Genomic DNA, 22,116 nt, shown 5'->3' on the forward strand with positions numbered 1-22,116 from the left:
ACTTTTGGGAGTGGTGCACTCCAACCAACATGGGTTGGATTTTATTTTGAGGGAACGGAATTTAAAAATGAAATCGTCGAGGGTGGTCTTGCTGGACAATTTTTAAGTGGCGGTAATCCATTCCCGCTTGATGCAGTAAAAGAAGCTAGAGTGATAACTCAGCTTTATAAAGCAGAATACTCAAAAGCAGCAGGTGGAGTTGTATCAGCTGTTTCTAAATCTGGAACAAATGAATTTCATGGCTCGGTGTTCTTTACATATCGTGATAAGCAACTTAACGCTCGGGGACCTTTTGAGAAAGAAAAACCTGGATTTAAACGGCGAAGCAGAGATTTGCTGAGGTCTTAATGGAACTGAAAGCTCCGCTTTCTTTACCTCGTAATCAAGCGCCTCAGCCGTTACAACAACTTCACCAACTTGAAGCTCCTTCGAAACAAGCGTGAAATTAACTGTAACTCTTTCCCCAACCCCTAATTCAACAACCTTTGTTTGCTTTCCATAAGCGATATGTAAAGCGCTGATTTCATAAGTTCCAGGTGGCACTGATAAAATGTTGTAAATTCCACCCGCCGTTGTAATAGCACCTCTGGTATAACCTGTTTCAACATTTTTTGCAATGACCTCAACATCAGGTATAGGCTTACCTTCATTGTCAACTATTTTACCCGTAACAGAAGCGGTATAAGCACCGCTACCCTGAGCAAGGGTTAAAGAAGTGAGAAGGATTAAACTGAGGAGGGAGATTAAAGCGATTTTAAAATAACGCATAACCACACCTACGCAAATTTATTTTTTTAATGCACTTTTAATTTGTGAAATTCTCTTCATTTTGTCAAGCGAAAATTGCATAAAAAGGAAGGCGTCTAAAAAATTAATAAAAATTAATTTTTCGGAAAGATTTGTGCCGAGGGCGGGACTCGAACCCGCACGGGTTTCCCCACACGCCCCTCAAACGTGCGCGTCTACCAATTCCGCCACCTCGGCTTGACTGAAATAAATATAAAATTTTCAGAATTTAAAATCAAATCTTATCGATCCTATATGCGAGCTCAAAATCTTTTTCAGTCACCCCACCTTCACTATGTGTCCTCAAAGTGAAACGAACCCGATTATATTCTATCAATATATCAGGATGGTGATCCATTTCTTCAGATTCAAAGGCAACCCTTAACACAAAAGTAATCGCATCACGAAAATTTTTAAATTTGAAATCCTTAACAATTGCATCTCTCTCGCTATCGTAAATCCAGCCATTTAAATTTTTTAATTTGTCATCTATTTCAAATTTGCTCAACTTCACACTTTAATCCATAACTTGTTTTAGAAAAGTTGGGTTGTCATTTTCGTTTTCGTTACCTTTTTCATTTTCAATTTCACTGGTTTTTTTATCTTTATTAAGTATAATGCCCCTGCGAATAAATGTTGGAACATTTAAATTCTCACCTAGTTGAACATTTTCTGCTTTCTCATAAACCGAAGTTATCTTTTTAGACGGGGTTGGTGTTTTTTTTGGAGAATAAGTTGATGTAGTAAGACCAGTTGCTATAACAGTAACTCTAAGTTCATCGTTCATAGACTCATCATCAACGACTCCATAAATCAAATTCACATCTTCACCTGTTTTTTCAGTTATAACTTTCACAGCATCTCTAAGCTCATTACCTGAAATGCCCTTTCCAACAAAATTAACTAAAACGCCTTTCGCCCCAACTATCGATAACCCCTCGATAAGTGGATTTGATATCGCTTTTTGAGTTGCCTCAACCGCCCTATGTTCACCCCGCGCAACACCTGTCCCAAGAACAGCATCACCCATGTCTCGCATAATTGTCCTCACATCATTGAAATCAACATTGATAACACCAGGCTTTGTTATTATGTCAGTAATACCACGAGTGGCATTGTAAAGAACTTCATTTCCAAATTCAATCGCAGAAAGGATATCAGCATCACCCAAAAGAGTAAGCAATTTTTGGTTGCTTATAACAATGAGCGTATCAACAACCTCCCTTAGGTTCTTCAAACCTTCCTCAGCTATTTTCATCCTAAGAGAACCCTCATAGCCAAATGGAGTGTAAACTATGGCGATGACAAGCGCACCTAACTTTTTAGCTATACTACCAACCACGGGAGCTCCGCCTGTTCCTGTTCCTTTTCCCATTCCTGCAGTGACAAAGACAAGATCGCTACCTTGTAAAAGTTTTTCAAGTTCACCCTGCACTTCTTCAACTGCCTTTTGCCCAATTTCAGGTCTTGCGCCAGCACCAAGTCCTTTTGTTAAATTTTTTCCTGCCTGAATTTTAATTGGCGCTTTGCATTGGGATAGGGATTGTAAATCAGTGTTCACCCCTATAAGTTCAACTCCAGTGATTCCTTTTTTAACCAAAGTATTAACAGCGTTACATCCACATCCTCCAATGCCGACAACCTTTATCTTAGCACCAAGATTCGATAATTGCTCCGATTCATCAGCCAGAATCATCATAATAGCCTCCAAATTTATTTTTTTAACTAAAGATCCCTTTAAAGAATTCTTTTAACTTCATCACTAAACCTTTGACATTGCTCGATTTAACTGCCTCACCTTTCTTAATATTCTCAGCTCTATACAAAACTAAACCTGCAACAGTCGAATAGATTGGATTTTGAACCTCATTAACAAGTCCACCTGCAAATCCCGTTGGTATCCCAATGCGCGCTGGCAGTTCAAATTTTTCACTCACAAGTTCAACTATCCCTTTCAAAAGCGCGGTGCCCCCAGTTAAAACAATTCCAGCGGGTATGTTTCTTCTCGTAAAGCCTTGATTTTTCAAATGATTGACATAAAGATTTTCAAATATTTCCTCAACCCTCGGCTGAATTACCCTACAAAGCATGCTTCTGGTAATTTCAAATGGCTCCCGACCTCCAATTCCGTGAACTATAATGCTTTTATCCTCTGTGATCGCATCTATGTAAGCATACCCCTCCGTTACCTTCAATTTTTCCGCAAGTTCTCTCTGAATCCCAAATGCCTTTCTTATGTCTTTGGTTATTTGCTCACCAGCCATTTGCAAACTTCCCGAATATCTTATTATACCGTCTTCAAATATCGCAACATCTGTTGTGCCCGCTCCTATATCAATTAAAGCAACGCCTATTTCCATCTCTTCAGGCTCAAGTACAGAGTACGCTGAAGCAAGTGGCTGAAAAACAAATTCTTCAACTTCAAGCCTCGCCTTGCCAACCGTCCTTCTGAAATTTTCAATCAAAGATACCGGAGCCATAACGATATGAACTGTTGCCTCAACTCTTATCCCAACCATTCCAACAGGATCCTTTATCCCTTCAACTCCATCTACCTTAAACTCTTGGGGCAATGTATGCAGAATAACCTTGTTAGATGGATAGCGAATATTTTTGGCATCTTCTATCAAACGCGTAACATCTCCCTCTGTGATAACATGATTTGGAGCTCGTGTTGTAACTACGCTTATGCTCGAAATTCCACTTATGTCTTCGCCAGCTACTCCAACAACTACTTTTTTTATCCGCTCCCCCGACTGATTCTCAACCATGTTTATAACGCCGCGTATCGCTTCAGCTGTCCTTTCAATGTTAACTATTCCACCATGAACAAGTCCATGGGTTGGGCTTTTTGCAAGACCAAGGATATGAATGTTCCCATTTTCTTCAAGGGAAGCAACAAGTGCGCAAACTTTGCTTGTTCCTATGTCAAGTCCAACTATATATGTCATACTTCACTCGTTAATTTTTTGACTAAATTTTGCATATAACTTTCCATGATAACGCAAATCAATATAACTCGGATATCCACGCGTTGGGATAATTTGTGTCCAAAATTCCCTCAGCAAAGCAAGCTTCCTTTCAAACTCATCGTCACTAAGAAAAACAGTAACTGCGCCATCCGATGTCAATAAAATAAATTCACCATCCTTGAACTTCACCTCTGAAATTAAACCATAAATCTTTTTATCAATCGAAGCCTTGATAAGTTCAAACTGTTTTCTCAATTGACCCACAGTATCTAAATTAACATAAAGGGGCTTATAATTAACCCCACTGAGAAGGGGCACTGCAAATATTTTATTAACCTCATCAAAAGAAATAACAACACCATCAGAATCGATGTAATAGATCTTACCTTGATATGTTAACATAGCTACTGGCTCCCTTTCGACAACCTCTATGAAAAGAACATCGGGCAAATTTATATAAACCTCGGCATATTTTATAAACCCATGTTTTTCAATATTTGCTCTCACTCTTGAAAGATCAATATCTGTAAGTTTGACACCCGGTTTGACATTAGCAAGTTCAATTATTTTTTTGTCTGGTATCACTTCGTTCCCTTTAACAATTATTTTATTCAAAACTCTATTTTCACGCCAACTCATGGCACTAAAAATCAACACAATAAAAAATCCACCTAAAGCCACAAAAGTCCATATTCTTATTTCTCTCTCGGCTAATTTCATATCAAATCTTGAATTTCTTCTTCTTCAAAACCAATTAATCTAACTTCAAGCTCAAGCTTTACTCCAAATTTCTCGTAAACCTTTCGTTGTGCAAGCTTTATCAATTCAAGCACATCGCTTGCTGTTGCATTTCCTTTGTTGATTATAAAATTTGCGTGCTTTTCCGAAATTTGTGCACCACCAATTTGAATCCCTTTCAATCCCGCCTCTTCGATTAACTTACCCGCGTAGTTTCCCGGTGGATTTTTAAAAATGCTACCAACATTGGGGAAATTAACGGGCTGCGCTTGATTTCGTTTAATTAAAATTTCACGCCTCCTCCTCTTCATTTCCTCAATATCACCAGGCGGAAACTTAAATCTCGCTTGGATAACAACATCCTTTGTTAAATTCGAAGTCCTATATCCAAAGCCACATTCCTCCTTCTTTAATCTAACAAGATTCAAATCCCTTATCACATCCACATCAACAAGATGATCTGAAATCTCAGCTGAGTAAGCTCCTGCGTTCATCACTATCGCTCCTCCCAAAGTTCCGGGTATTCCCGCCATCATTTCAACACCTCGAAAACCATTTTCAATACAAAAATCAACAAACTTTGCAAGCTTAACACCAGCACCCGCAACAACATACTCCCCTTCAATTTTGATAAAGTTTAAACCAGCCTCAAGATTTATCACCGCACCTCTAAAACCCTCATCACTTATCAACACATTGCTCCCATTCCCAAGGATTATAAAATCAATTCCTTCCTCCTTTAAATATTGAATCAACCTTAACAACTCATCAACATCCCTTGGAGCAATATATATATCAGCTGGTCCACCTATCTTAAAAGTTGAATACTTAGCAAGTGGTTCGTTGATCAAAATTTCTCCCTTAACTATTTCTCTTATTTCTTCGAGTTTAATCATCTTTAAATTTTTCTCGAAGTTTTTTAATGAAATCACCGCAAATTTTTGTTATATCACCAGCTCCCATAAATATAACCATATCCCCAGGGCTTACGAGCTTCAAAACGTAATCTGGGATTTCAGTCTTATCTTGAACATAATGAACTTCCTTATGTCCAAAATTTCTCGCCGAGTTTGCAATTAATTCTCCAGTTACACCTTCGATTGGCTCTTCCCTTGCTGGATAAACATCAGTTATAACGCACACATCAGCATTAAAGAACGAACGCCCAAATTCCTGATAAAAATCTCTCGTCCTCGAATAAAGATGCGGCTGAAATACAGCGATTACATGTCTTTTCCAACTATCTTTTGCTGCCTGCAAAACTGCTTTTATCTCCGTTGGATGATGAGCGTAATCATCCACGACAATTATACCATTTACTTCAGCCCTTATCTCAAAACGCCTATAAACTCCTCTAAATTTCCCAAGTGCATTTTTAATTCTATCCAAGTCAATCCCAAGCTCCATTCCTACAGCGATCGCCGCAAGCGAATTTTTTACATTGTGAAGCCCCGGAACTTGTAAATTCACCCTTCCGCAGTTTTTACCCTTGTAAATTAGAGTATAAGACGAGCGCCTCTCTTCAAATTTAGGTTCAATTGCTTGAACATCAGCTTGGGCATTTAATCCGTAAGTTATAACTCTTTTCTTTATCCGTGGCATGATATCTTGAATCATTGGCTCATCAAGACAAAGAACAACAAAACCATAGAAAGGAACTTTATTTGCGAAATCAACAAAAGCTGATTTTAACTCTTCAACATTTCCATATGAGTCAAGATGTTCAGGTTCAAGCGTTGTAATGACAGCAATTGTTGGCGTAAGTTGAAGAAAAGATTTGTCAAACTCATCAGCCTCAACAACTATAAAATCTCCATGTCCAAGCCGTGCGTTTGTTCCACCAAGATCACGCAACACGCCGCCAACTACAACAGTTGGATCAAATCCACCTTCTATTAAAACAAGTCCGACCATCGATGTCGTCGTTGTCTTCCCATGCGTCCCAGCTACCCCGATTCCATATTTTAATCTCATAAGTTCCGCAAGCATCTCAGCCCTGCGGATCACAGGAATTTTACGTCTCATAGCCTCCTGAATTTCGGGATTATCCAATTTCACAGCAGAAGAATAAACGACAACATCAACATCTGGCTCAACGTGTTCAGGAGAATGACCTTCGTAAATTTTTGCTCCAAGATTCGCAAGTCGTTCGGTTATATCGGACAACTGTTTATCTGAGCCAGTAATTTTAAAACCTTGATCAAGTAAAATCTCTGCAATTCCACTCATCCCAATTCCACCGATTCCAACGAAATGTATTTTTCTAACGGTGCTGAACATTTCTTCCTCTCGCCAATTTTAAAATTGACTTTGCAATCATATCTCCTGCCTCGGGATTAGCCAATGATTTTGCCTTTTCTCGCATCATCTTCAACTTCTGGTCATCAGCGATTAAATTTAAAATTTTCTCTTTTAATTTCGATTTCAATTCTGAATCAAGAAGAATCTCACCCGCCCCATTTTCGGACAAAACCCTTGCATTCTCATATTGATGATTAGCAGCCGCAAATGGATACGGGACAAGAATTGACGGAACTCCAAAATAAGTGATCTCAGAGATCGTTGTCGCTCCAGCTCTACACACAACAAGGTCGCAGGCTGAATAAGCATAATCAATTTCATCTAAAAACGGGAAAACTTTAACTCCACGCACGCCTTCACATTTATTTCTAACTCTTTCAAAGTCAAGCATACCAGTTTGCCAGATCACTTGTATATCTCTTTTGACAAGTTCATCAATTATCTCAAGCATCGCCTCATTTATTGACCTTGCTCCAGTGCTCCCTCCAAACACAAACAAAGTCTTCTTGCCCTCATCAAGCCCAAAAAACTTTAAAGCCTCACCCTTTGGATAAATTTTTAAACTGCTTCTTACCGGATTTCCAGTAAGAAAAACATTGTCCTTTCTTTTCAAATACTTGCGACTTGACTCAAAACTTATGTGAACTTCATCCACAAGCGTTGAAAGAAGACGAGTGGTTATTCCAGGATAACTGTTTTGCTCCTGAATTAAAGTTGGCACACCAAGTAAAGAAGCAACAAATACAACTGGACCACTTACATACCCACCAGTTCCGACAACAACATTAGGTTTAAATTTTTTTAGGATCAGGAAAGATTGAATTAAACTTACAATTAACTTCAGTGGAAATAACAAATTCCTTAAGTCAAACGAACGCCTAAATCCAGAAATCCAAATGGGCACGAATTTATAACCAGCTTTGGGAACAACCCTTGATTCAATCTTTCCTTTCGTTCCAACAAAAATTATATCAGCCTCAGGTTCAATTCTTTTCACTGCATCAGCAATTGCTATCCCTGGGAAAATATGTCCACCTGTTCCGCCACCTGTTATCATTATTCTTACCATTTCAATGTTTAATTTGCTTTGAAATGTTCAACAGTATCCCAACACCAATGCAATTTGCAATCATAGCGCTACCGCCATAACTTACAAAAGGAAGTGGTATCCCAGTTGGCGGTAAAAGTCTCGAGACAACGCCGATATGAACAACCGCAGTTAAAAAAATTAAAAATGTGATCCCAACCGCAAGAAATCTACCAAAGTCGTCAACTACATATCTTGCAATTCTGATACCTCGATAAAAAATGACAAAGAAAATAAAAAGTAAAATCAAAGAGCCGATGAAACCATATTCCTCACCAAAAATTGAAAATATATAATCGTTATACGCAAGTGGTAGATAAAACTCACGCTGTCTGCTATGTCCTGGACCAATTCCAAATAATCCACCTGTGCCAAGTCCAATCAATGCCTGCAACGCTTGATGTTTAGCATCATTTGGAGCCTCACTGAAATTAATATAAGCAAGCAATCTTTGAAATCTGTATGGTTCAATGAAAAACATAAAGACAAGCAAAGGTAAACCTCCTGAAATACTTAAGGCAAGATGTTTAAATTTGGCACCAGCAATAAAAATTAAAAGAATCCCAACGGAAAAAATTAAAAACGCCATCGTAAAACTCTTTTGCAATAAAACAAGGATGAATACAAGAACAACAGTGCCAAACAAAGGCAAAAAACCAAATTTAAAATCCCAAATTCTATCACGATTTTTTTCAAGCAAATAAGATAGGAAAATTATTGTCCCAATCTTGGCAAACTCTGAAACTTGAAAACCCAATGGACCAACTTGAAGCCATCTCTTTGCCTCTCCAGTCCCAAAAATTAAAACAGAGATCAACAAAAGCAAAACAATGATAAAAATATGGGGCGCATATTCCCTGAGCTTTGAGTAATCGACAAAAACAGCGAAGAAAATTATGATTGCAAGCCCAAGCAAAACACGAAGAAAATGTTTCCCAAGGAAATAAATCCCAGAGTTATACTTTGAGCCTGCGATGTAAATAGTTGAAGAAAAAACAACAAAAAGCCCAATAAACATTAAAAGGACGACAAATGTAAATAAAATCCTGTCGATATGTTGCTCTGAAGTTTTCATCACAGTTCATTTACAAGTTTTTTAAAAACCTCACCCCTATGCTCGTAATCCCTGAACATATCAAAACTTGCACACGCTGGCGAAAGTAAAACAACATCTCCAGGGGCTGAATTCTCATAAGCCTTTTTAACCGCCTCCTCCATTGAATCAACTTCAATTACATTCGTCAAGTTTTTAAACTCATTGTAAATCTTATTTTTGGACTCACCTATAGCAATTATAAGCTTAACCTTCCTTTTCACAAGATCATAAACTTTTGAATAATCATTGCCTTTGTCCCTTCCACCAGCGATCAAAATTATTGGTTCATCAAAACTCTCAAGCGCATACCAAAGGGAATTTACATTTGTCGCTTTCGAATCATTGATAAACTTAACGCCGTTTATCTCACGCACAAACTCAAGCCGATGCTCAACCCCTTCAAAACTTTGCAAACTTTCCCTTATTATTTCATCCTTAACTTCCATTGCTCTTGCTGCAAGTGCAGCAGCAAGTGAGTTATAAACATTATGAATCCCCCTGATTCTTAAATTGTTCATCTTTAAAATCCTCTCTTTTTTATTTTTGAAATTTAAAGTGATATACCCATCCTCAATGAATCCACCACAGGATAGTTTATCCCTGACACTAAATGGCAATTTGATAACATTTAAACTTTCAACATATGGCTGAACTATCTCGTCATCGTAATTGTAAACCGCAAAATCATCTTCTTTTTGGTTTTTGAAAATTCTAAATTTTGAAAGAATGTAATCTCCAAACGAATCATATCTATCAAGATGATCAGGTGTTATATTTAAAAGGACAGCAACCTTCGGTTTAAAATTTTCAATATGGTCAAGTTGAAAACTGCTGACCTCTAAAACAACGATACTTCCTTCGTCAGCATCAAGAACAAAATCCGAAAAAGGTGCTCCAATGTTCCCAGCGACGATGGTTTTAAAACCAGCTGTTTTAAAAATATGCCCAATTAAACTCGTTGTGGTTGTTTTACCATTCGTCCCTGTAACAGCAATGATCGGCGCTTTACAAAACCACGATGCAACTTCAATCTCGCTCCATACTTTTATCCCAAGCTCCATTGCTTTCTGAACAACAGGTGCATTTGATGGAACGCCCGGACTTATCACCATAAAATCACAATCATAAACCTTCTCACTATGTTCGCCAAACTCATACTTTATCCCAGCTGAGTTAAGCTCCTCAGGTGTGAACTTAACATATTTTATTTCTTCAGGTTTTTTCATATCACTTATGAAAACATCCGCACCCATCTTTTTTAAAAGCCTTGCCACCGCAAGACCACTCCTTGCTCCACCAATTACGGTAACTTTTTTACCTTCGATATTTTGAACGATCAAACCCATAAAGTTCTTTTTACCTAAGTTTAAATGTAACCAAGCTTAAAATGGCAAAAATTATCGCAATTATATAAAATCTTGTGACAATTTTCGGCTCCTCCCATCCAAGCAATTCAAAATGATGATGGATCGGCGCCATTTTAAAAACCCTTCTTCCCTGACCATACTTTTTCTTTGTGTACTTGAAATAAAGGCGTTGAATTATAACGCTCAATGTTTCAATTACAAAAACCCCACCGAAAACAGGAAGCAAAAGTTCCTTTTTTATCATCACTGAAACGGCACCAATTATTCCACCAAGCGCAAGCGAACCTGTGTCACCCATGAAAACCTGAGCTGGGTACGCATTGAACCATAGAAAACCAAGCGACGCCCCAACAAGAGCTGAAAGAAACACCGCAAGCTCGCCCGAACCTCGAAGATAAACTATGCTCAAATATCTGCTAAATTCAATATGCCCCGAAACATAAGCCATAATAGTAAGCGTAAGAGCTGAAATCCCAACTACCCCAATCGCAAGCCCATCAAGACCATCGGTTAAATTAACTGCATTAGATGTCGCCGTTATTATAAAAACGATCACGGGAATATAAATCCACCAATAAACATAATCCCAATTCAAATTTTTTATAAATGGCAATGTCGTTATCGTCTCTATCCCATCAAATTCAGGCGAATTATAAAGCACAACCCCAACAATTAAACCAATGCTTATCTGCCCCATTAACTTATATCTTGCGATTAAACCATTTGGATACTTCTTAACAACTTTAAGATAATCGTCAATGAAACCAACTATCCCAAGCCATACGGTAACGAGAATCGCTAACCACACATACATATTTTTCAAATCACCCCATAACAAAATCGGAACAAGAACCCCAAGATGAATTATTAAACCACCCATTGTCGGAGTTCCAGCTTTCGCCTTATGTCTTTCAGGTCCCTCTTCACGAATTGTCTCACCAATTTGATGTTCTTTTAACTTTCTTATTATCTTCGGTCCGAACAAGAAACAAATAATTAAAGAAGTTAACACTGCAAGACCGCTTCTAAAGGTTATAAACCTAAAAGCGTCAAACCCGGGTGGAGCATATAACCTGTTTATCCAATCGAAAAGATAATATAACATTATGCCAGACCCTTAATTTTATTTACAAATTTTTCAACTACATCCTCCATCTGCATACCTCTTGAACCTTTGACAAGCACTATGTCACCTTTCTCAACGACTTCAAAAAGATGATAAGCAAGAAGATCTTTATCGTCAAAATGCATCGAATGTTTAATCAAATCCGAAGCCACTTCATAAGCATAATGCATATCCGAGCCATAAGTAAAAAGATAATCAATGCCAAACTCCACAACCTTCCGACCAATTTCCCTGTGAGCTTCCTCAGCATATGAACCAAGTTCAAGCATATCACCAAGCACCGCAATCTTCTTGCCAGAACACTTCATTTGCACAAGAGTTTTAAGAGAGGCTATAACCGAATCTGGGTTTGCATTGTATGTATCATTTATTATCGTTATCCCTTTAACTTTCAAAATCTCCATCCGCTTTGAAAATGGCTTATACGACTGCAAAGCTTTCTTTATAAGATTTGCAGAAACTCCAAATTTTAACCCAACAGCAAATGCTGAAATTGCATTCATCACAAGATGCTCACCCGGGATTTTTAACTTTAAAATCTGCTCCTTCCCGTCAAATCTAACCTTAAACTTAACCCTCGCAAAATCGTCGACATCAACTATCTCACCCCTAACATCCGCATCTTCAGCGAAACCAAATGTGATTCTATTCTTGAATTTTTCCCCCATCCTTCTCAAATATGGATCATCAATATTAACAAAGACAAATCCACCTGTTTCATAAAGATAATCAAAAAGAGAACCCTCTTCCCTTGCAACGCCTTCAACATCACCAAAAAAATTCAATATGCTCCCGCCCAATGTTCGTTATCAAACCGTGATCCGGTTCAGCAACCTCACACAAATACCTTACTTCACCAAAGTGATTCGTCCCAAACTCAATAACCGCAACTTGATGCGATTTCCTAAGTCGGAAAAGCGTCAATGGAACACCAATTTGATTGTTAAGATTTCCTTCAGATTTTAAAACCTTATATTTCTGCCCAAGAACAAATGCTATCATTTCCTTCGTCGTCGTTTTACCATTGCTCCCTGCAACAGCTATCACTGGGATATCAAAATCTTTTCTATAAACATTTGCAAGCTTACCAAGTGCTTTTAATGTGTCTTCAACAGCGATCAAAATTTTTGTCTTAAACTTTTCTTTATTCTTTTCAAACCACTCAAAATTAACGACACATGCCACAGCTCCCTTTTTAAAAGAAGAACTAACAAAATCATGCCCGTCAAACCTCCCACCCTTTATCGCAAAAAATATCTCACCCTTTCTTATTTTCCTTGAATCCGTTGAAACTCCAACAATCCTTTTTCTTCTTATCCTCTCAAGATTTAAGGCATCAACAAAACCCATCCTTCTTATGTGCTCAATGCTTAAACTCAACTTTGTCCCTTTACCTTGGTTTTGAAATATTCAAATACAACTTGACTATCGCTAAATGGAATTTTAACATCTCTTATGATTTGATACTCTTCGTGCCCCTTTCCAGCTATTAAAACAACATCATTTTTTTCAGCCATCTCAAGCGCTCGCTCAATAGCTTCTCTACGATCAACAAAAACATAATAAACAGAATTTTCCTTTACCCCCTCAAGAATATCGGAAATAATTTCCTCTGGATCTTCAAATCTTGGATTATCCGATGTTATAACAGTGATATCACTTTTTTCTGTTGAAATCCTCCCCATTATTGGTCTTTTGCTCTTATCTCTATCGCCACCACAACCGAAAACCGTTATTAGTCTTCCACCGCCTACCTGTTCTTTCACCTTTAAAATCGCATCGATACACTTCTCAAGCGCATCCGGAGTATGCGCATAATCTATTATTACCGTATAACCATCTGGAGAAGTTATTTTTTCAAATCGCCCCTTTACATTCTCAACAGCCTCAATCCCTCTTTTTATGTCTTCATACTCAATTCCAATTGCATAACCAACAGCGACAGCAGATGAGATGTTATAAACATTGAACTCGCCAATTAATTTTGAATTTATATCCAACTCCACCCCGCCCGGAAATTGAACGACGACGCGTGTCCCATCGAAACCAAATTTAAATTCTTTGATTCTCACATCCGCTCTTTCACTCCTCCCATAAGATAACTTTTCAGCCTTTGTATCCGCGATGATTTTCTCTCCGTATGGATCATCAATGTTATAAACTGCATAAGCAGATTGTTTAAGTGAATCAAATAAAATTTTCTTCGCTTGAAAATAAGCCTCAAAAGTCTGATGAAAATCAAGATGGTCATGTGTTAAATTCGTAAACACACCAACATCAAAATCAAGTTCATAAACTCGATCAAGCGCTAAAGCATGTGACGAAACCTCCATCACGCAAGCTGAAATCCCTTTTTCAACCATTTTGCTAATAAACTTGTTAAGTTCAAGCGATTCAGGCGTCGTTTGACCTGCAGGGATAATTTCATCACCGATGACATAATTTATCGTCCCAATCAGACCAGTTTTCATCCCCCCAAATTCAAGAATTGATTTAATAAGATGCGTTGTTGTCGTTTTACCGTTTGTTCCAGTCACACCGACAAGCTTTAACTTCTTGGATGGGAAACTATAAAAAGCCGATGAAACAACCGCAAGCGCTTTTCTCGAATCTGGCACAACAATCTTTGCCACATTTCTTTCGACAAAGTAATTATCATCAATTATATCGTTCTCAAGAATAACTGCAACTGCACCTGCAAGCACCGCCTCTGGAATAAATCTGTGCCCGTCAACATTTAAACCTCTTATCGCAACGAAAAGATTACCCTCGTCAACTTCTCGGGAATCATAAGCAATTCCGCTTATAGTCACATTTTCATCACCAACAAACTTTTTAACTTTAAGATATTTTAAAATTTCTGAAAGTTTCATCTTTCATTTAGGCTTATCTTTGAATCATCACGACAATAAAGAACGCATTTCATTCCTGCTTTTACTCTTGTACCCGGTGCTGGTACTTGATCAATCACCACGCCGGAACCAATAATGTTAACTTTCAAATCAAGGGATGAAATTTTCGAGAGCGCCGAACGAAGAGCCAAACCCCTCAAATCCGGCATTTTACCATCTCCAACTCTAATCATGATAGCGTTTTCATCAGATGAAAACACTTCGCTTTCATTCTTAACAATCTTAAGTTCTTGGGGCTCGGTTTCAATGGGTGAAAGTTTAATTAATTGCTCTGCAATTCTCTTAAAAACGGGTGCAGCAACAATTCCTCCAGCATAATTTTTCTTTGGTGATTCAAGCATAACAAAACAAACAAACTTTGGCTTTTCAGCCGGGAAAAATCCAACAAAAGAAGCTCGATAGCGTGCCTTTGAATAAAACCCAAACTCATAAATCTGTGCCGTCCCAGTTTTTCCAGCAACTCTTAAACCCTCAACTTTTGCCTGTGTCCCTGTTCCTTCATCCACAACCTTTTCCAATATCTCTGTTAAAATCTTTGCTACTCTCTCTGAAATAACTCGCCTGACCCTGACAACAGGAAAACTTTTAACAACCTTACCTTCCGAATCAAGTATTTCCTTTACTATTCTGGGCTGAACTAAAACCCCACCGTTTGCAATGCTTGCATAAGCCATCGCAATTTGAAGAGCTGTTGCTCGCAATTCATAACCAAAAGACATATAAATCTTGGTTGCTGGTGTCCACTTATCAGGCGTTTTCACCTCACCCCTTGATTCAGCTGGAAGATTTATACCAGTATAAGCCCCGAAGCCAAAATTCCTAATATGTTTATAAAATTCAACCTTATCGAGCTCAAGCCCAAGTTTAGCCATACCAATATTGCTTGAATACTTTAAAACATCCGCAAAGCTCAAAACATCGTTCGGTTTAAAATCAACAACTTTAACACCTCTAATGATGCTTTTACCACCATCAACATTTATTTTCGAATACAACTTGTTCGGATCCTTTTCAAGCAAAAGCGAAGCAGGGATAACTTTGAAAGTTGAACCGGGCTCAAAGGCATCAAGAAGCGCCCTATTCTTGAAATTCTCAACATCAAATAACCAATAATTATTTGGATCAAAATTTGGATAATTTGCAAGACCAAGTATATCCCCAGTCCATGGATCAACAACTATTACAACTCCGCTTTCAGCTTCAAATTCCTTCACGGCTCTTTCAAGCTCATTTTCGATAATCGTTTGAACCCCAACATCAATGGATAACTTCAAATTATACCCATCGACAGGCTCAACTCTTTCAACCTCAATAGATGCCTTCATAACACCACGCGCATCCCTTGTCAATTTCATAAATCCATCTTTACCTCTTAAAATTTTATCAAACTCAAGCTCAACCCCCATCAAAGCCTTACCATCAGTGTTGGTCACCCCAAGCACATGGCTTGCAAGTTTACTATAAGGGTAATACCTTTTAAACTTTTCAACTTTAACTATACCTTTATAAATTTTTTTCTCCTTCGGCTCTCTTAAAGCACTTACAAACGCATCGAATTTCGAAACTTCTTCCGGAGTTGCATTTTTAACAAGCCAAACAAATCTTTTACTTGTATCTCTCAATTTTTCGAAATAATATTCTTTTTCCCCGCCAAAAATTTTAGCTAACTCCTCTGAAACTTTATTTATATCTGCGCCAACTTTCTTCAAATAAAATGGGTCCGCTCCGATCTGAGTTTCAACAAGATTAGTCACCAGAATCCTGCCCTCCCTGTCAAAAATCAAACCTCTTTTAGCAAACAAAGTTACCTTTGTATAATACTGAGCATTTGAAAGCGAAGAATAATAATTGTGATCAAAAACTTGAACCTTCAAAAGTCGCAAGACAATAAGCACAAGGAGCGCCGTAAAAACCCAAAATAAAAAATCTAATCTCACTTTGAACACCGTTTCTAAATCTCTCTCATACCCGTAATTATTTCTGACTTTAATCTTCACTCCTTCACCTCAATTTCTTTGGGCTTCTCCTTTGGAAAGACAAGACCAAGCCTTTGCTGAGCATATGGGACCACATAATTCACCGAAACAAGCTTCTCATATCTTGCTTCAAGAAGCAACTTTTCCATTTTCAACAGCTCAAGCTTCTTCTCAAGTCTGATAATTTCATCTGCACGCCTATCAACGATAAAAGAATTCCAAATGTAAGCAACTATGAGCACGCCGGCGATCAAAAGAAAAATAAAAATTTTCGCGCCACTTATTTTATCTTTTTCTTTGCTCATGCAAACTCAACCATTTTTTCTCCAGCCCTCAGTTTTGCACTCCTCGCTCTCGGATTTAAACTTATCTCTTTCTCACTCGGCACTACGGGTTTCTTCGTAAGAATTTTTATCACTTCAACTTTACCACACCTGCACTCGAAAACATCCGGTGGACATATGCACCTTTTTTCATTACCCTTAAAAAACATCTTAACAATTCTATCCTCAAGCGAATGATACGAAATCACAACAATCCGTCCGCCCTTCTCGAGAACATCCACAACGGAATCAAGAGCAATTTTTAAATTGTCAAGCTCTCTATTAACTGCAATCCTCAAACTTTGAAAGACTCTAGCAAGAACCTTCAATCTATATTTTTTGCTCGCAACTTTATCAACAATTTTTACAAGCTCACCCGTCGTTTCTATCTTTTTTCTCTTTCTGTATCGGACAATTTCCTTCGCAATCATCTTTGCTCTTGGTTCCTCGCCAAATTTGAAAATTATATCCGCAATCTCCTTCTCAGAATAATTATTTAAAATATGCTCCGCCGTCAGTTCAGAGCTCCTATCCATCCTCATATCCAACTTATCATCAAGTCTAAAACTAAAACCACCACCATAATCAAGCTGAAACGATGAGACTCCAAGATCAAGCAGAAAACCTGTTATCTTCTCAACTCCAATCTCAGATAAACTTTCCTTCAAAGTCGCATAATTTCTGTTAAGAATTAAAATCCTGTCCCCAAAACTTTTTAATCTTTCACTGGCGAACTTAACCGCTTCCGGATCAATATCAAATCCAATAACCTTTGCCTTGGTCCTTTTCAAGATCTCCTCGCTATGTCCTCCGCCACCGATCGTCCCATCAACATAAATTCCATCATCACGAGTTATCAAATATTTCATAACTTCTTCAACCATTACGGGTATGTGAAAACCTTTTTCCATATTTATCTTGAACCAAGAACTTTTGCTGCAACAGTTTCGTAATCAGGTTGACCTTTTTCATATTCTTCATAAACTTCCGGATTCCAGATTTCAATTTTATCAAGCGTGCCGATCAAAACCGCTTCTCTATCTATCTTCGCAAACTCAAGAAGATTTTTCGGGATCATAATTCTGGATTGATTATCAAGCGTAACCTCATTTGCCCACATCAAAAGAACTCTCATAACATAACGATGCTCAGGATTGAACGTGTTCAGTTCTCTTAATCTTTTTTCAATCTTCTCCCATTCATCAAGTGGATAAAGAAAAAGACACCGATCCAAACCTCTCGTGATCACAAAGGTTTCATTTGCCTCTGGCGAAAGAGACTTACGCCACCTCGCCGGAATACTCACTCTACCTTTTTCATCCACTGCATATTTGTATCTTCCTATAAACGATAGCATAAGCATAAATAATTTAAAATTTTTACCACAAATCACCACTATTTACCACTGCACTCTTAAATATACATTTTTAAATCGTTTAGTCAAGCCCCCACCCAGCCTAATCGATATAAGTGCGTTATTTCTGCTTTACATAGAACCCCGTGGGAAAGAGAAATGCGGGGATTTGATTTTTAAACAAATGTTCAGTATATTGCCACATGGAAAACCAAGAGAACAAAAGCTTAAAAACCAATGAAAGAAGCGTTGACCAAAAGACAAAATCAGATTTTCGAATTCATAAAAAAATATACAATTGAAAATCACAAGCCACCGACGATACGAGAGATTTGTAAAAAATTTAACTTTAAATCAACCAATTCCGCTTACTCGGTTTTAAAAGCTTTGGAAAGGAAAGGATATATTCAAAGAACAAACTTGAAAGCAAGGAATATAAATATTAACGATTTTAAACTTGACAAAACCCAAATTGATCTCAAAGAAATACCTCTTATCTCAACCTTCGATGCTCAAAATCCATTGAGAATGTTTACAAACTTAAATGGAACCATAAAACTTGATATGAAAATCTTTGATACCTTGCCATCTTTCGCAGTTGAAGTCACCGACGATGGAATGCAAAAGGATGGAATCTTCAAAGGAGATATAGCGATTATAACCCAAAGTTTAGAAATCAAAAATGGAAGCATCGTCTTCGCCGTAATTAAAAACGAAGGTTTAATTAGACACTATAAAAACGAAAATAACGAAATTTACCTTATACCATCAAGCAGGGGTTACGAAACCCTGAAATTTAAAGAAGGGGATAAAAACTTATGGATTGGTGGTGAAGTTTCCTTCATCATAAGAAAACTGAAGCGTTAACTCCTCAAGCAAACTTAAAAATTTAACGAGATTTTGTCTTGCTGTGGCTGAATATTTGAATTTCAAAACCAACTTTGTTTCTCCTCCTACTTTCTCAAACTTTAAACCCGAACCCCTCGAAAAAACATCCACAACTTCCCTGAAAATTTCCGAATTTATTAAGCTATCTCCTGGAGTAACGACAACATGTTCCCTGGTGATCTCGACGCGTCGAATATGATTCTTTTCAGATAAATGCTTTACCTTTGAAATTAAAATTAAACTCTCCACTTCCTCTGGCAATTTTCCAAATCTATCTTCAAGTTCATCTTTTATTGCTTCGATTTCCTCTAAACTCTCAGCCTCATACAATTTTTGATAATAGCTGAACCGTTCAGAATCAGAGTCAACATAATAATCTGGAATAAAAGCATTTACCTCAGCAGAAACTATGGCATCAAATTTCCTTCTCAACCTCCTTTCGCCTTTAAAAATATCTTTAAACTCACGCTGTTTCAGTTCCTCAACAGCTTCTTCAAGTATCCTACAATAAAGATCAAATCCAATTGAGTTGATAAAACCTGTTTGCTCCTTACCAAACAAATTCCCTATACCTCGAATTTCCATATCCCTTAAGGCAAGATTTAAACCTGAACCAAGCTCTGTAAATTCCTCAATCGCTGATAACCTGCGAATTGCATTCGTTCCAATCGTTTCAACTGGTGGTATCACAAGATAAGCGTATGCCTGCCTATTTGAACGCCCAACTCTACCGCGAAGTTGATAAATCTCCGCAAGACCAAATGTATGTGCGTTGTAAATGAAAATTGTATTTACATTTGGGATATCAATTCCAGCCTCAATTATCTTCGTTGAAATTAAAATATCAAATTTTTGCTCAAGAAACCCAAGCATTACTTTCTCAATCGCAGACGGTTTCATTTTCCCATGAACAACATCAAACTTTAAATCTGGAACAATTTCCTTTAAAAATTTCGCTATATCTTCAATCTCTGCTATTTTATCAACCACAAAATAAACCTGCCCTCCTCTGCTTACTTCGTGATAAATTGCGTTTTTAACAATATCAGCAAACTTTAGAGAATTGACCGTTATTATTTTCGTAATTATTGGAAGGCGATTTGGTGGCGGAGTGTTGATTATCGACATATCCCTTGCGCCCATAAGCGAAAAATACAGCGTCCTTGGAATGGGAGTAGCACTTAAAGTCAAAGTATCAACATTAACCTTCACTTTCCGCAACTTCTCCTTAGCTTCAACTCCAAATCTGTGCTCTTCATCTATAATCAATAAACCAAGATCTTTAAATCTCACATCATTTGAAAGCAACCTATGTGTCCCGATGATTATATCAATTTCTCCTTTCTCAAGATCTTCGATTATCTTTACCTGTTTTGCTCTTGGAATAAATCTTGAAATAACCTCTATCCTTACAGGATAATTTTTCAACCTTTCTGTAAATGTTTTATAATGCTGATGTGCAAGAATTGTCGTCGGAACAAGCACCGCAACCTGTTTTTTATCCAAAACAGCTTTAAATGCTGCCCTTATCGCAACCTCCGTCTTTCCAAATCCAACATCACCGCATATTAATCTATCCATCGGCTTTTCGCTTTCCATGTCTTGCTTGACTTCAATCGTTGCCCTTCGCTGATCAGGTGTATCCTCATAAATGAAAGACGCTTCCATTTCTTTCTGCAGATAACTATCTGGAGAAAATTTAAAACCCTTTACATAACTTCGTTTTGCATAAAGCCATATAAAATCTCTCACAACCTTTTTAATGCCATCCTTCGCCCGCTCTTTAAGTTTTTCCCACTCCGCCGAGCCAAGCTTATTTAACCTTGGAACAATCCCTTCTTCCCCACGATACTTTTTTATCCTGTTAATGTAATTCAAATTCACATATAAAACTCCTCCATCAGCATATTCAAGCCGAACAGCTTCCTGATCAATCCCATTTATACTTATCTTCTGAAGCCCTGCAAATTTCCCAATCCCATAATCAACATGAACAACAAAATCACCTGGTTTAAGCATTTCAAGTTCATGAAGTGTTATCCCTTTAAACTTTCTGTACTTTAAAAAATTCCTAGCTTTAACCCTGTTAAAAATTTCATGCTCTGTGAAGACAGCAATTTTATCCTTAGTTAAAATGAAACCCAAATTTACTGATTTTTCCTTAAAATGAATCTTCATCGCCTCTTCAAAGCCCATTGCGTCTTCAACAAGCTCTTTCATCCTTTCCATCTGTTCCTTTCCATCACATAAAACGAAAACCTCAAACCCATCCCTTAGCAATTTTGCAACTTCCTCTGAGAAAAAAGTTATACTACTATTGAAAAATGGTTGTGCTCTTGACGAAAAATTCACAACATTCCCGTTTAAGTCCCCTGCCTCTAACTTTAAGATATTTATAAACTTCTTAAACTCAACCCCCTCAAATATATCCTCGTCGACCGCTTGAATCACAAGATTTTTGTCCTCAACAATACATACCGAATCATTCAATAACCTCGAAACCTCGACCGTCTCAAAATTTAAATTTGTAAGCTTTGGAACTATAACGGTTCGACTTAAATTTTTCAACGACCTCTGCGTAAAAATATCAAACTCCCTTATCGATACTACTTCATCATCAAAAAATTCAATCCTTATAGGGAACTCACCAACAAATCCAAAAACATCGATAATGCTTCCCCTTACGCTGTAATCTCCTCTCGATTCAACATACTTCTTCCTTTCAAAACCCTCCTTAACAAGGTAAGAAATAAACGCATCATAATTTATTTTCTCGCCGACCGAAAGAACAAAAGAGTGATTGTTAAGTTCTTTACTTAAAGGAATTCTCTCATCGATTTGTTTTATCGAAAGAATTATAACTTTATCAGCCCGCGCATATTCATGGGCAAATTTAACCCTTAAAACATCAATATCATCTGCCAGCATGTCCTCATCTGGAATAAACTCAAAAACCTTGCCCTCGCCAAGGATAAAATTCAGGTCATCCGCGACTTTGCGCCCAAACTCCTCATCTTGAACAAGAACTATAACCCTATTTTTAATACCCCGATACACATAAGCAACAACAAAACTAAAAAGAGAGCCTGCAACATTTTTTAAGTTTATGCTTTTCTCCTGATTCCCCAGAAACTCACCTAACTTTTCAAACTTATCTATTTTGAAAATTTTCTCAACAAAATCCATTGTC

General features: G+C 37.6%; 20 protein-coding genes, 1 tRNA gene and 1 pseudogene. 2 read left to right on the plus strand and 20 right to left on the minus strand.

Annotated features, from left to right (window positions below; translation table 11 throughout):
- Window positions 1–246: 246 nt before the first annotated feature.
- Complete coding sequence (locus AWW78_RS11020; RefSeq protein WP_474116088.1) at window positions 247–348, plus strand: hypothetical protein; 102 nt, start codon at window positions 247–249, stop codon at window positions 346–348.
- 63 nt (window positions 349–411) lie between these two features.
- Here AWW78_RS11020 and AWW78_RS11025 read toward each other — a convergent pair.
- The 19 genes and pseudogenes from AWW78_RS11025 to mraZ form a co-directional block, all read right to left on the minus strand.
- Window positions 412–768, minus strand: a pseudogene (locus tag AWW78_RS11025) (carboxypeptidase-like regulatory domain-containing protein); the annotation flags it as partial.
- 134 nt (window positions 769–902) lie between these two features.
- Window positions 903–984 (minus strand) — tRNA-Leu (locus AWW78_RS03380).
- Between the two features lie 37 nt (window positions 985–1,021).
- Window positions 1,022–1,300 (minus strand): 4a-hydroxytetrahydrobiopterin dehydratase, encoded by a 279-nt coding sequence (locus AWW78_RS03385; protein WP_047134198.1) that lies wholly within the window; start codon window positions 1,298–1,300, stop codon window positions 1,022–1,024.
- Window positions 1,301–1,303: 3 nt separating this feature from the next.
- Window positions 1,304–2,485 (minus strand): cell division protein FtsZ, encoded by a 1,182-nt coding sequence (ftsZ, locus tag AWW78_RS03390; RefSeq protein WP_047134199.1) that lies wholly within the window; start codon window positions 2,483–2,485, stop codon window positions 1,304–1,306.
- Window positions 2,486–2,507: 22 nt separating this feature from the next.
- Window positions 2,508–3,737 carry a cell division protein FtsA gene (ftsA, locus tag AWW78_RS03395; RefSeq protein WP_047134200.1) on the minus strand — a complete coding sequence of 410 codons (1,230 nt, stop codon included), beginning with the start codon at window positions 3,735–3,737 and terminating at the stop codon, window positions 2,508–2,510.
- A gap of 3 nt (window positions 3,738–3,740) precedes the next feature.
- Window positions 3,741–4,478 (minus strand): cell division protein FtsQ/DivIB, encoded by a 738-nt coding sequence (locus AWW78_RS03400; RefSeq protein WP_047134201.1) that lies wholly within the window; start codon window positions 4,476–4,478, stop codon window positions 3,741–3,743.
- Window positions 4,475–5,392 carry a UDP-N-acetylmuramate dehydrogenase gene (gene murB, locus AWW78_RS03405; RefSeq protein ID WP_047134218.1) on the minus strand — a complete coding sequence of 306 codons (918 nt, stop codon included), beginning with the start codon at window positions 5,390–5,392 and terminating at the stop codon, window positions 4,475–4,477. Before murB ends, AWW78_RS03400 begins: the two co-directional genes overlap by 4 nt.
- Window positions 5,385–6,776 carry a UDP-N-acetylmuramate--L-alanine ligase gene (gene murC, locus AWW78_RS03410; protein WP_047134202.1) on the minus strand — a complete coding sequence of 464 codons (1,392 nt, stop codon included), beginning with the start codon at window positions 6,774–6,776 and terminating at the stop codon, window positions 5,385–5,387. Before murC ends, murB begins: the two co-directional genes overlap by 8 nt.
- Complete coding sequence (gene murG, locus AWW78_RS03415) at window positions 6,760–7,866, minus strand: undecaprenyldiphospho-muramoylpentapeptide beta-N-acetylglucosaminyltransferase (RefSeq protein ID WP_047134203.1); 1,107 nt, start codon at window positions 7,864–7,866, stop codon at window positions 6,760–6,762. Before murG ends, murC begins: the two co-directional genes overlap by 17 nt.
- A gap of 1 nt (window position 7,867) precedes the next feature.
- Window positions 7,868–8,959 (minus strand): FtsW/RodA/SpoVE family cell cycle protein, encoded by a 1,092-nt coding sequence (locus tag AWW78_RS03420; protein ID WP_075426077.1) that lies wholly within the window; start codon window positions 8,957–8,959, stop codon window positions 7,868–7,870.
- Window positions 8,959–10,326 carry a UDP-N-acetylmuramoyl-L-alanine--D-glutamate ligase gene (gene murD / locus AWW78_RS03425; protein ID WP_047134205.1) on the minus strand — a complete coding sequence of 456 codons (1,368 nt, stop codon included), beginning with the start codon at window positions 10,324–10,326 and terminating at the stop codon, window positions 8,959–8,961. The genes AWW78_RS03420 and murD overlap by 1 nt, the downstream gene beginning before the upstream one ends.
- Before the next feature lie 10 nt (window positions 10,327–10,336).
- A complete protein-coding gene (gene mraY / locus AWW78_RS03430) occupies window positions 10,337–11,452 on the minus strand; it encodes a phospho-N-acetylmuramoyl-pentapeptide-transferase (protein WP_047134206.1) in 1,116 nt (371 codons plus the stop codon).
- Window positions 11,452–12,258, minus strand: a complete 807-nt coding sequence (locus AWW78_RS10260) for a UDP-N-acetylmuramoyl-tripeptide--D-alanyl-D-alanine ligase (protein WP_176696228.1) — start codon at window positions 12,256–12,258, stop codon at window positions 11,452–11,454. Before AWW78_RS10260 ends, mraY begins: the two co-directional genes overlap by 1 nt.
- Entirely contained in the window at window positions 12,242–12,853 is a 612-nt protein-coding gene (locus AWW78_RS10265; RefSeq protein ID WP_082359541.1) for a UDP-N-acetylmuramoyl-tripeptide--D-alanyl-D-alanine ligase, read from the minus strand. The genes AWW78_RS10260 and AWW78_RS10265 overlap by 17 nt, the downstream gene beginning before the upstream one ends.
- Window positions 12,850–14,346, minus strand: coding sequence for a UDP-N-acetylmuramoyl-L-alanyl-D-glutamate--2,6-diaminopimelate ligase (locus AWW78_RS03440; RefSeq protein ID WP_047134207.1), 1,497 nt, complete (start codon window positions 14,344–14,346; stop codon window positions 12,850–12,852). The genes AWW78_RS10265 and AWW78_RS03440 overlap by 4 nt, the downstream gene beginning before the upstream one ends.
- Window positions 14,343–16,382 (minus strand): penicillin-binding protein, encoded by a 2,040-nt coding sequence (locus AWW78_RS03445; protein WP_047134208.1) that lies wholly within the window; start codon window positions 16,380–16,382, stop codon window positions 14,343–14,345. Before AWW78_RS03445 ends, AWW78_RS03440 begins: the two co-directional genes overlap by 4 nt.
- Window positions 16,379–16,666 carry an FtsL-like putative cell division protein gene (locus AWW78_RS03450; RefSeq protein WP_047134209.1) on the minus strand — a complete coding sequence of 96 codons (288 nt, stop codon included), beginning with the start codon at window positions 16,664–16,666 and terminating at the stop codon, window positions 16,379–16,381. Before AWW78_RS03450 ends, AWW78_RS03445 begins: the two co-directional genes overlap by 4 nt.
- A complete protein-coding gene (gene rsmH, locus AWW78_RS03455) occupies window positions 16,663–17,595 on the minus strand; it encodes a 16S rRNA (cytosine(1402)-N(4))-methyltransferase RsmH (RefSeq protein WP_047134210.1) in 933 nt (310 codons plus the stop codon). The genes AWW78_RS03450 and rsmH overlap by 4 nt, the downstream gene beginning before the upstream one ends.
- Window positions 17,596–17,597: 2 nt before the next feature.
- Complete coding sequence (gene mraZ, locus AWW78_RS03460; protein ID WP_244884382.1) at window positions 17,598–18,047, minus strand: division/cell wall cluster transcriptional repressor MraZ; 450 nt, start codon at window positions 18,045–18,047, stop codon at window positions 17,598–17,600.
- Between the two features lie 228 nt (window positions 18,048–18,275).
- Between mraZ and lexA the strand changes: the two genes are divergently transcribed.
- Window positions 18,276–18,905: a transcriptional repressor LexA gene (gene lexA / locus AWW78_RS03465; protein WP_047134211.1), complete on the plus strand. Its 630-nt coding sequence runs from the start codon at window positions 18,276–18,278 to the stop codon at window positions 18,903–18,905.
- On the opposite strand, the gene mfd is transcribed toward lexA, so the two are convergent.
- Window positions 18,855–22,112 (minus strand): transcription-repair coupling factor, encoded by a 3,258-nt coding sequence (gene mfd, locus AWW78_RS03470; RefSeq protein ID WP_047134212.1) that lies wholly within the window; start codon window positions 22,110–22,112, stop codon window positions 18,855–18,857. The genes lexA and mfd overlap by 51 nt on opposite strands.
- Between the last annotated feature and the right edge of the window lie 4 nt (window positions 22,113–22,116).

The sequence above is a fragment of the Candidatus Kryptonium thompsonii genome (genome assembly GCF_001535985.1).
Lineage (GTDB): Bacteria > Bacteroidota > Ignavibacteria > Kryptoniales > Kryptoniaceae > Kryptonium > Kryptonium thompsonii.

Bases quoted from the DNA above. Each gene is read 5' to 3' on its own strand.
- ftsZ (WP_047134199.1), bottom strand. From the start codon at position 2,485: ATGATGATTCTGGCTGATGAATCGGAGCAATTATCGAATCTTGGTGCT.
- ftsA (WP_047134200.1), bottom strand. From the start codon at position 3,737: ATGACATATATAGTTGGACTTGACATAGGAACAAGCAAAGTTTGCGCA.
- AWW78_RS03400 (WP_047134201.1), bottom strand. From the start codon at position 4,478: ATGAAATTAGCCGAGAGAGAAATAAGAATATGGACTTTTGTGGCTTTA.
- murB (WP_047134218.1), bottom strand. From the start codon at position 5,392: ATGATTAAACTCGAAGAAATAAGAGAAATAGTTAAGGGAGAAATTTTG.
- murC (WP_047134202.1), bottom strand. From the start codon at position 6,776: ATGTTCAGCACCGTTAGAAAAATACATTTCGTTGGAATCGGTGGAATT.
- murG (WP_047134203.1), bottom strand. From the start codon at position 7,866: ATGGTAAGAATAATGATAACAGGTGGCGGAACAGGTGGACATATTTTC.
- AWW78_RS03420 (WP_075426077.1), bottom strand. From the start codon at position 8,959: ATGAAAACTTCAGAGCAACATATCGACAGGATTTTATTTACATTTGTC.
- murD (WP_047134205.1), bottom strand. From the start codon at position 10,326: ATGGGTTTGATCGTTCAAAATATCGAAGGTAAAAAAGTTACCGTAATT.
- mraY (WP_047134206.1), bottom strand. From the start codon at position 11,452: ATGTTATATTATCTTTTCGATTGGATAAACAGGTTATATGCTCCACCC.
- AWW78_RS03440 (WP_047134207.1), bottom strand. From the start codon at position 14,346: ATGAAACTTTCAGAAATTTTAAAATATCTTAAAGTTAAAAAGTTTGTT.
- AWW78_RS03450 (WP_047134209.1), bottom strand. From the start codon at position 16,666: ATGAGCAAAGAAAAAGATAAAATAAGTGGCGCGAAAATTTTTATTTTT.
- rsmH (WP_047134210.1), bottom strand. From the start codon at position 17,595: ATGGAAAAAGGTTTTCACATACCCGTAATGGTTGAAGAAGTTATGAAA.
- mraZ (WP_244884382.1), bottom strand. From the start codon at position 18,047: ATGCTTATGCTATCGTTTATAGGAAGATACAAATATGCAGTGGATGAA.
- lexA (WP_047134211.1), top strand. From the start codon at position 18,276: ATGAAAGAAGCGTTGACCAAAAGACAAAATCAGATTTTCGAATTCATA.
- mfd (WP_047134212.1), bottom strand. From the start codon at position 22,112: ATGGATTTTGTTGAGAAAATTTTCAAAATAGATAAGTTTGAAAAGTTA.